Source organism: Streptomyces milbemycinicus, assembly GCF_002154605.1.
Taxonomy (GTDB): Bacteria; Actinomycetota; Actinomycetes; order Streptomycetales; family Streptomycetaceae; genus Streptomyces; species Streptomyces milbemycinicus.
The window spans coordinates 21,710-30,566 of the sequence record NZ_MUNE01000091.1; the positions used below are offsets into that span (position 1 = coordinate 21,710).

At 69.3% G+C, this 8,857-nt stretch carries 6 protein-coding genes; 1 reads left to right on the forward strand and 5 read right to left on the reverse strand.

Features of this window, described 5'->3' with window-relative positions; all coding sequences use genetic code 11:
* Nucleotides 1–11: 11 nt before the first annotated feature.
* The 5 genes from CCN51_RS08115 to CCN51_RS08135 are packed head-to-tail and all read right to left on the reverse strand — an operon-like array spanning nucleotide 12 to nucleotide 7,660.
* Complete coding sequence (locus tag CCN51_RS08115; RefSeq protein ID WP_014173429.1) at nucleotides 12–1,319, reverse strand: glycoside hydrolase 5 family protein; 1,308 nt, start codon at nucleotides 1,317–1,319, stop codon at nucleotides 12–14.
* 1 nt (nucleotide 1,320) lies between these two features.
* On the reverse strand, nucleotides 1,321–2,190 hold the full coding sequence (locus tag CCN51_RS08120; protein WP_014173430.1) for a carbohydrate ABC transporter permease: 870 nt from the start codon (nucleotides 2,188–2,190) through the stop codon (nucleotides 1,321–1,323).
* On the reverse strand, nucleotides 2,190–3,146 hold the full coding sequence (locus tag CCN51_RS08125; RefSeq protein ID WP_014173431.1) for a carbohydrate ABC transporter permease: 957 nt from the start codon (nucleotides 3,144–3,146) through the stop codon (nucleotides 2,190–2,192). The genes CCN51_RS08120 and CCN51_RS08125 overlap by 1 nt, the downstream gene beginning before the upstream one ends.
* Nucleotides 3,143–4,450 carry an extracellular solute-binding protein gene (locus CCN51_RS08130; RefSeq protein WP_014173432.1) on the reverse strand — a complete coding sequence of 436 codons (1,308 nt, stop codon included), beginning with the start codon at nucleotides 4,448–4,450 and terminating at the stop codon, nucleotides 3,143–3,145. The genes CCN51_RS08125 and CCN51_RS08130 overlap by 4 nt, the downstream gene beginning before the upstream one ends.
* Nucleotides 4,451–4,492: 42 nt before the next feature.
* Nucleotides 4,493–7,660: an alpha-mannosidase gene (locus CCN51_RS08135; RefSeq protein ID WP_014173433.1), complete on the reverse strand. Its 3,168-nt coding sequence runs from the start codon at nucleotides 7,658–7,660 to the stop codon at nucleotides 4,493–4,495.
* Between the two features lie 153 nt (nucleotides 7,661–7,813).
* Here CCN51_RS08135 and CCN51_RS08140 point away from each other — a divergent pair.
* Nucleotides 7,814–8,857, forward strand: a 1,044-nt coding sequence (locus CCN51_RS08140; protein WP_086859414.1) for a LacI family DNA-binding transcriptional regulator, incomplete at its 3' end; no start/stop codon positions are given.

Here is an 8,857-nt window from a genome sequence, read left to right on the forward strand (position 1 = left end):
AGGGTCTGTCGTCAAAGGGGGCGTTCGGCCTGGGTGTGTGCCCGGTTGAGTACTTCCGCGTCGCTGACCGAGCTGTAGAAGGTGCGCCCGGTGGGCTTGGCAGGGATGAGGGATTCGATGCCGCGGACGCTCAGTGCGGCCGGGTCCGCGGCGGATGCGGACGTGGCCAGGGCGGGGCGCGCTCCGGCGCGGGCACGGTCCATCCAGGTCTCGAACACGCCTCCGCCCGGGGCGAGTTCGGCTCGGGAGACGGGGACGTCCTCGTCGTCGACCGGGATCACGACGGCCTCGCGCCGAGGTGAGGGGCGGGGTCGGTCACGGAGTTCTTCGGCGAGTGCGGCGAAGCGCCGTCCGATCGGCTTCACCGCGCCGTCGGCGTCGATCAGACCGAGGCTGTGCTCGAGATCGGGGAAGTCCCCGAGTCGGCGTGACACATCGTGTGAACACCACCAGGTGATGCCCCACAGCGCCTCGCTGTCGGCCGCGGCCCGTACCGTCCCTTCGCAGAAGTCGGGCGCCTGGTCCTCGGTGAGGTGGTTCAGCGGGGCTCCGACCTCCTGGAGCCACACCGGGCGGGCGGGGTCGGTGGCGAAGGCGCGGGAGAGCTCGATGAGGTAGGCGGCGTGGTGGACGCTCTGATGGGACATGGCGCCGTAGCCCTGCGCCGTCCCGTTGAAGATCCACGAGTGCACCACGCTCATCTGGCCGTACCGGCTGGAGTGGGCCGGGACGAAGGGGTGGCCGTCGGCGTACCAGACGGCGTCGTATTCGGCGTTGAGCCTGAAGTGGCGGGGGTCGCGCGGCCCGTTGCCGTGCAGGGCGTCGAGCCAGGACGTCACCTGGGGGGTGGTGGCGGGCATCCGGTTGGGGTGCACCGCCGAGGTGAACTGGTTGACCTCGTTGCCCAGGGTCAGCCCCAGGAAGTTGGGCAGATCGTGCAGCTGCTCGTCGAACGCCTCGACCAGCAGGGCCTGGGCGGCGATGGCGTCGGGGTCGCTGAACATGCTGCGCCGGTGCCAGTTCGCCAGCCAGCTCGGCACGAAGTCGAAACCGGACAGATGTCCTTGGAGAACATCGACACTGGCGTCGAGTCCGGCGTCACCGGCGATCTCCACGACCTCGCGGATGTCCCGCAGGGCGCGGCGGCGGATCAGGGTCCGGTTCGGCTGCACCACGGGCCACAGCGGCAGGATGCGTACGTGGTCGATGCCCAGGCCGGCCAGGGCCTTCATATCGCGGCGGGTAGCCTCCCGGTCCGGGGCCAGCCAGGAGTAGAACCAGTCCTGGGAAGGCGTGTAGTTGACTCCAAACCTCAGCATGTCAACCTTTCAGGCCGCCGGCTTCCAGCCCGCGGAAGAAGTAGCGCTGCAAGACGGCGAAGAACGCCACGATGGGAAGCAGGGCGATGATGGTGCCGGCCGCGATCAGGCGCGGGTCGTCGTAGAAGGTGCCGCGCAGCCGGTTCAGGCCGACGGTGAGGGTGTAGTTCTGTTCGTCCGACAGGACGATCAGGGGCCAGAGGAAGTCGTTCCACGAGCCGACGAAGGCGAAGATCGCCACCACCGTGATCACGCCCTTGACCTGCGGCACGGAGACCCGGATGAACCGCTGCCAGGCGTTGGCGCCATCGACGATGGCGGCCTCTTCGAACTCCGCGGGAAGGTTGCGGAACGCGTTGCGCATGAGGAGTACGTTCAGCGCCGCCACCAGGGTCGGCAGGGCGACCCCGAACAGCGTGTTCACCAGCCCGGCGGTCCTGACCGTGAGGAACTGGGCGATCAGCACGGTCTCGGACGGGACCAGCAGGGCGGCCACGCAGACCGCGGTGGCCAGGCCCCTGCCGCGGAACCGCAGCTTGCCCAGGGCGTAGCCGGCGCAGGTGGCGCCGACAACGTTGCCAACCACGGCCATGGCCGCCACCGTCAGCGAGTTCAGCAGATAGCGCGGCACCGGAACGCGGTCGAGCACCGTGGCGAAGTGGTCGAGCGTGGGGTGTTCGGGGATCACCGCGGGCGGCCGGGTGTACAGGGGTTCACCGGAGCCTTTGAGGGACAGCGAGAGCTGCCACACCAGCGGTCCGGCGAGGAGCACGGCCATGAGTACGAGGATGAGATAGCGCGCCACGGAGCCCGGCCGGGCCCTGCGCCGCCGGGCGGCCGCGGTGCGCGTGCGGGGAGAGAGCTGAGCCATCAGGAACTCCTCTGCCTGCGCTGCACGGCGAGTTGTACGAGCAGCAGCGCGCCGAGGACCACGAACATGAAGAGACTGATCGCGCCCGCGTACCCGGTGCGCGCCTGCAGCCCGGTGCCTTCCCGCTGGATCAGCATGGTCATGGTCAGATCGCCGCCGCCCACTCCCCCGGTGCCGCCGGTGAGGACGTAGATCTCGCCGAACACGCGGAAGGCCGCCACGGAGGACAGCACGGCGATGAGCGTCATCGTCGAACGCACCCCGGGGACCGTGACATTGAGGAAGGTGCGCACCACACCGGCGCCGTCCATCGCCGCCGCGTCGTACAGGCTCTGGTCGATATTGGCCAGGGCCGCGAGGTAGATGACCATGTAGTAGCCCAGGCCGGTCCACACGGTGACGAACATCGCGCTGAAGAGCAGCAGCCACCGGTCGCTGAGGAAGGGTACGGGCTCGGTGACCAGGTGGAGCGTGTCGAACAGCGCGTTGACCAGACCCCGTTTGTCGAGCATGTTCGTCCAGATCAGCCCGACGACCACGGGCGACATGACGACGGGCAGATACATGGTGGTGCGGAAGAAACCCGAAAGCCGTCCCGCGCCGCTCACCAGCGTGGCGAGGATGAGCGGGAGTACCACCATGCAGGGCACCACGCATACGGTGTAGAGCGTGGAGTTCAGCAGGGCGGTGGTGAAGCGCTCGTCGGCGAACATCCGGTGGAAGTTCTCCCAGCCGACGTACTGCCCCTGCCGCAGCAGGGTCGAGTCCGTGAAGGCCAGCCCCAGGGTGTTCGCGAACGGCACCATGACCATGAGCACGATGACGGTCAGCCCGGGCAGCAGAAACAGCCACGGGGTCAGGATCCAGCGGTGCGTGGCCAGGACGGTCCCCCCGCGGCGAGACGGGCGGCCGCCGCCTCGCTTGAGGGGGGTCCCGGGCCGGGCTTCGATGGTCACTTGTTCGCGTCCAGGCGCTCGTTGGAGTACTTGACGGAGTCGTCCAGCGCCTTCTTCACCGACTTCTTGCCCAGCAGCGCCTGCGCTATCTGCTCGCGCAGCGTCTGGCTGTCGGCCGCCCCGGAGAACGCCGGCGGCCACCACACGACGGCCTTCTTCACCTGGGCGGTGCTCTCCAGCCGCACCTTGGTGGCCGGGTCCCCGTCGTCCTTCGTGAAGTACGCGTCGTCCAGCGTCCCGGCCGACGAGGGGAAGACCGACGCCTTCTTGGCGAAGGCGAGCTGGTTGGTCGAGTCCGTCACATACTTGGCGAAGGCCAGCGCCAGGGACTGGTTCTTGCTGCCCGCGTTGACGACCAGGGACTCGATGTACATGTTGGGCGCGCTGTTGTTGATCCGGGGCCCGATGCCCAGGTTCTTGTAGACCTCGGGCGCGGTGGCCTTCAGATCGTCCAGTGTGTACGAGCTGCCGGGCAGATAGGCCAGGCGGCCCGCCTTGAACTCCTCGACCTCCTTGGTCTGCAGGTTGTTCAGCGCCTCCTCGTCCATCCCCTTCTTGGCGTACAGCTTGCGGAACCGCTCGACGTACTCCACGCCCTTGGCGTCGTTGTAGGTGAACTTCTCGCCGCGCCCGTCCATGAGCGGCACGCCGTACTCGCCGAAGGTCTCGATGGCGGGCATTCTGGCGATCATCATCGTGTCCGAGCACTTCTCGGCCATGGTTTCGGCCTGGTCGAAGAGCTCGGCGTAGGTGACGGGCAGCTTGTCGGGGTTCAGCCCGCACTTCTTGAACAGGGCCTTGTTGAAAAAGGACGGCCCGGTGTTCAGATACCACGGGTAGCCGTACGTGCCGCCGCCCAGGCCGTCGAACGTCATGGCCTCCCACGCCTTGTCCAGGTACTTGCCCTTGGCCTTCGGGTCGGCCTTGCCCAGGTCGAGCAGGACACCCGCCTGCGCCAGGGTGTAGGCGGCCTCCGGCCCCATGTCGACCACGTCGGGGAGGGACCCGGCCGCGGCGTCCGCCGACAGCTTGTCCTGGTAGCCCTCGGCGGGCTGGTCCACCCACTTGATGTCGGTGCCCGGGTGGGCCTTCTCGAACGCGGCGATGAGGCCGTTGAAGTAAGAGGTGAACTTGTCGTTCTTCAGATTCCAGGTCTGGAAGGTGATCTTGCCGGACACCTTGCCGCCGGGTGCCTTCGTCGATGTGTCGCCGCCACCGCCACCGCCGGTGACACAGGCGGACAGCAGCAACGATCCGAGGGCCAGTCCCGCGGTGAGCGCGGCCCGTCTTCCCGCTGACTTCATTGGTCTTCTCCTCACATGGGGTGGGGTGGTGGCGCCTTCGGGTCAGGGGGCGATGCGCAGGGTCGCCACCTGGAAGGGGCCGAGTTCCAGGGCCGCGCCATCGGCGGGGCGGCGCGCGCCGGCCGACGTCCGGGGCAGGGCCGTGGACAGGTGGTCCTCGGCGGTGTCCTCGACGGGTTGTTCGGTCGGGAGCTCGCGTTCCAGCAGGTCGGTCTCCCATACGACGGCGTCCGCGGCGAGCCCGGCACAGGGACGGAGCAAGGCTCGCGCCCGGCCGCCCTGCGTCTCGTAGACCCGCACGATGAGGTCGCCGGAGCCGTCGTCGGCGAGTTTGACCCAGTCGACAATGGCGTGACCCGTCAGCGGCTCGATGGCCACCAGGGGTTCTCGTGGTGGGAGCGCCGCGATGTCGGGTGCGTTGAACAAGGACGCGGCCTCCACCGCGGCGGGCACATCCGCACCGGGCAGCAGCGCCCAGCGGAAGTGGTGGCGGCCCACGTCGGCGTCCGGGTCGGGGAAGCGGCTGCCGCGCAGCAGCGACAGCCGGACGACGGTGGAATCGCGGTCGGCGCGTGCGTCGGCGCCGTACATGGTGTCGTTGAGGATCGCCAGCCCGTAGTCGCCGTCGGCCACCTGGATGTAGCGGTGCATGGCGGCCTCGAACATCGCGTCCTGTGCCCCGGTGTTCACCAGCAGCGGCCGCTCGACGTAGCCGTACTGCGTCTCGTACCGGGCCGTGCGCGCCATGACATGGACCGGCAGAGCGACCTTGAGCAGGCGCTCACGCTCCTGCCAGTCGGCCTCGCACTCCGTCTCGAACCGCCCGGTGCCCGCCCTCAGCCACATCGTCAGCGTGACGGTCGACGCGCCGAACCGCCGGACGACCTCGACACCGGCGTCGGGTCCGTCCCGGACCACCGTACGGCTGGTGACGTCGTCGATCACCTGGAAGTGCCACAGGGTGTGCCGGTCCACGTCCCATGCGTCCCACCGCACCGGCTCGTCGCGGAACAGCTGCAGTACGCCCGCGCGCCCGCCGGGCGGCACCACCTCACGGCCGCCACGCAGGTCTACGAGCGAGGTGATGTGGCCGTCGGCGTCGATGACGACCCGCAGCAGGCCGTCGTCCAGGACAGTCGCACCGGCTTCCCCGTCGGCGATCCGGACGGGGTCCGGCTCCCTTTCGGTGTCGGCGGTGCCTGCCGATACGAACGGAGGGAGCAACCCTGCCGTCTGCTTGGCCGTCCGCCCGTGCGTCTTCTCGTCCGTCGCAGTGCCCAGGGCCTTGGCCGCCTCGTCGATGAGCTCGCGCAGGCGGGCCTCGGTCGCCCGGTAGGTGTCGCGGGCCTCGCGGTGCACCCAGCTGATCGAGGTGCCCGGCAGGATGTCGTGGAACTGGTGCAGAAGCACGCCGCGCCAGATTTCGTCGAGGCGGTCCTTCGGATAGGGCGCCCCGCGCAGGACCGTGGCCGCCGCGCTCAGATACTCGGCCGCCCGGAGCAGTGATTCGCAAGCCCGGTTGTGCCGCTTCATCGCCACCTGGGAGGTCAGGGTGCCCCGGTGCAGCTCGAGGTAGAGCTCCCCACGGTGGACGGGTGCCAGCGGCGGCGCGACCGACTCGACCTCGCGCAGCTCCGCCTCGGCGTCCTCGAAGAACTCCGCCGGAGTCCGGGACTTGACACGTGGCGCGCCTTCCAGGTCGGCGAAGCGGCGCAGCCGTTCGGCCATCTCCCGGGTGGGGCCGCCCCCGCCGTCGCCATAGCCGTAGGGCAACAGCGAGTGGGAGGCGATCGCCTTGTCCTTGAAGGTGGTGACCGCGTGGCGCAGTTCGCGGGCGGTGACCTCGGCGGCATAGGTCTCGGCGGGTGGGAAGTGGGTGAAGATCCGGGTGCCGTCGATGCCCTCCCACCAGAAGGAGTGGTGGGGGAAGGTCGTGGTGTCGTTCCAGGAGATCTTCTGGGTCAGGAACCAGCGGGCCCCGGCCCGGCGTGCCAACTGCGGCAGCGCGCCCGAGTAGCCGAAGGAGTCCGGCAGCCACACCTCCCGCGCCTCGATGCCGAAGCGGTCGAGGAAGTAGCGCTTGCCGTAGGTCAGTTGGCGGACCAGCGACTCGCCGGTGGGGATGACTCCGTCCGGCTCCACCCACATCCCGCCGACCGGCACCAGCCGCCCGCGCTCGACGTGGTCCCGTACCCGCGCGAAGAGTTCGGGGTAGTGCTCTTCGAGCCAGGCGAAGTGCTGCGCCGCCGACATGGTGTAGACGAGATCGGGATGCGCGTCCAGCAGGGCGAGGGCGTTGGAGACGGTCCTGGCGAGTTTGCGCACCGTCTCGCGCAGCGGCCACAGCCACGCCGAGTCCATATGCGCATGTCCCACCGCGGTGATGCGGTGCGCGGAGGAGTGCGCGGGCGCGGCCAGGAGCGGCGCCAGGACGGCGCGCGCCCGGTGGGCGCTCGCTTCTGCGTCCGCCTCGTCGTAAACGTCCAGAGCGTGCTCGATTCCGCGGAGCAGCCGCCAGTGGCGCGGCTCGTCCTCGGTGAGTTCGGCGGCCAGGCCGCCGAGCACGTCGAGGTCGGACAGGAGCGCGTACACCTCCGGCGAGAACTCGGCGGTCTCCGCACGCCGTAACCGGAACTGCTCGAACGGCTCCTGCGCACCCTTCTCACCGTGCTCGGTCACGACGAAGGGCGGCAGCCCCAGCAGGAGCGGGTTCGCCGCGGCCTCCACGTAGAGCTCGAAGCGGCCGTCGGAGTCGAGCAGTCCGGTGCCGGCTGCCCCTTCCGACTCGCGGAGTTCCCTGAGCCGGATGGCCGTCTGCCGTGGGTGCAGCCCCTTGACGATGGTGCCGTCCGGCGTGAAGACCAGGCCCTCGCAGTGACCGCCGACGGAGTGGTCGAACCAGCCCAGGTCGAGCAGGAGGTCGATGGGTCCGGGGGTTCGGGGCTCGACCTTGCCGCGGATACGGAACCAGGTCGTGGACCACGCCGGTCCCCATGCGTCGCCCAGGGCGAAGGGGCGGTAGTCGGGACGGCCGCGCTGGGGTTCCGGCGTCAGCCCGAGCGCATGACGGGGGCTCACCGGCTCGCCGTCGTCCCCGACCGCCCATGCCTCGATCTCTACGCCCCCCAGGCGGCGGTGGACCTGGGGAAGGATGCGTTCCCGACGCACGCGGTCGAGCCGCTCGAGTGTCCTGCTGAAGTGATTGTGCATGCGTGGTTCTCTCCGCGGAGGAGGAGCGACAGGCCATCTAATACGTTTTAGTAGTAGCGCGAGTGGCCGCAGACTAATACGTTTCAGTTCGGCGGTCACCGCAGCGCGTTGTCACGTTTGTGTAAAGTCCATGTGCGCCACGATGGAGGGTCGATGTCACCGAAGAACAACGCCTCGTCAGGAGCGGAGGCGGACTCGGCCTCCCCCGGCCGCACGCCCACCGGGGAGCCGCCGCCCCGGCTGCGCAGCACCGATATCGCACGGCTCGCGGGCGTCTCCGTCGCGGCCGTGTCCATCGCGGTCAACGGACGCCCCGGTCTGAGCGATGCGACCCGCAAGCGCATCCTCGATGTCGCGGACGAACTCAACTGGCGTCCGCACCTGGCCGCTCGGGCGCTCAAGGGCGCGACAAACGACGTGGTCGGCATCGTCATCGCCCGCCCCGCGCGCACCCTCGGCGTCGAGCCGTTCTTCGCCCAGTTCCTCTCCGGGCTCCAGTCCTGTCTGTCCAATCGGGGGATCGCCACCCAGTTGCTCATCGTCGAGGACACCGAGACCCAGATGGCGGTCTATCGGCGCTGGGCGGCCGAGAACCGCGTCGACGGGCTCGTCCTGCTCGACCTCGCGGTCGACGACGTACGGCCACAACTCGTCGCCGATCTCGGCATCCCCGCGGTGGTACTGGGAAGCCACGGCAACCCCATGCCGCTGACCAGCGTCTGGGTGGACGACCACGCCGCGACGGTCAGCATCCTGGACCATCTGGTCGGCCTCGGACACCGGCGCATCGGCCACGTCAGCGGCACCGTGTCCTACCAGCACACCCAGCGCCGGCTGCGGGCCATCGACGAAGTACGCGACTCCGCGGGCATCGAGGTGACGTCCATCTCCACCGACTACTCCGACGCCCAGGGCGCGTCGGCGACCCGCCGACTGCTCGAAGCCCGCCCCCGCTACACGGCGGTCGTCTACGACAACGACGTGATGGCGGTCGCCGGACTCGGCGTGGCCACCGAGATGGGCATCCCCGTGCCCGACGAGGTGTCCGTCGTGTCCTTCGACGACTCCGTCCTCACCACCATGGCGCGCCCCACCCTCACCGCGCTCACCCGCGACACCTTCGCACTCGGCACGTTCACGGCCACCGAACTGCTCCGCGTCATGGCCGAACGCCCCCAACCCCGCCCCGTGCAGGCC

What these genes read in the sequence shown, in the direction of transcription:
- CCN51_RS08115 (WP_014173429.1), bottom strand. Translation starts at nt 1,319, where the DNA reads ATGCTGAGGTTTGGAGTCAACTACACGCCTTCCCAGGACTGGTTCTAC.
- CCN51_RS08120 (WP_014173430.1), bottom strand. Translation starts at nt 2,190, where the DNA reads ATGGCTCAGCTCTCTCCCCGCACGCGCACCGCGGCCGCCCGGCGGCGC.
- CCN51_RS08130 (WP_014173432.1), bottom strand. Translation starts at nt 4,450, where the DNA reads ATGAAGTCAGCGGGAAGACGGGCCGCGCTCACCGCGGGACTGGCCCTC.
- CCN51_RS08135 (WP_014173433.1), bottom strand. Translation starts at nt 7,660, where the DNA reads ATGCACAATCACTTCAGCAGGACACTCGAGCGGCTCGACCGCGTGCGT.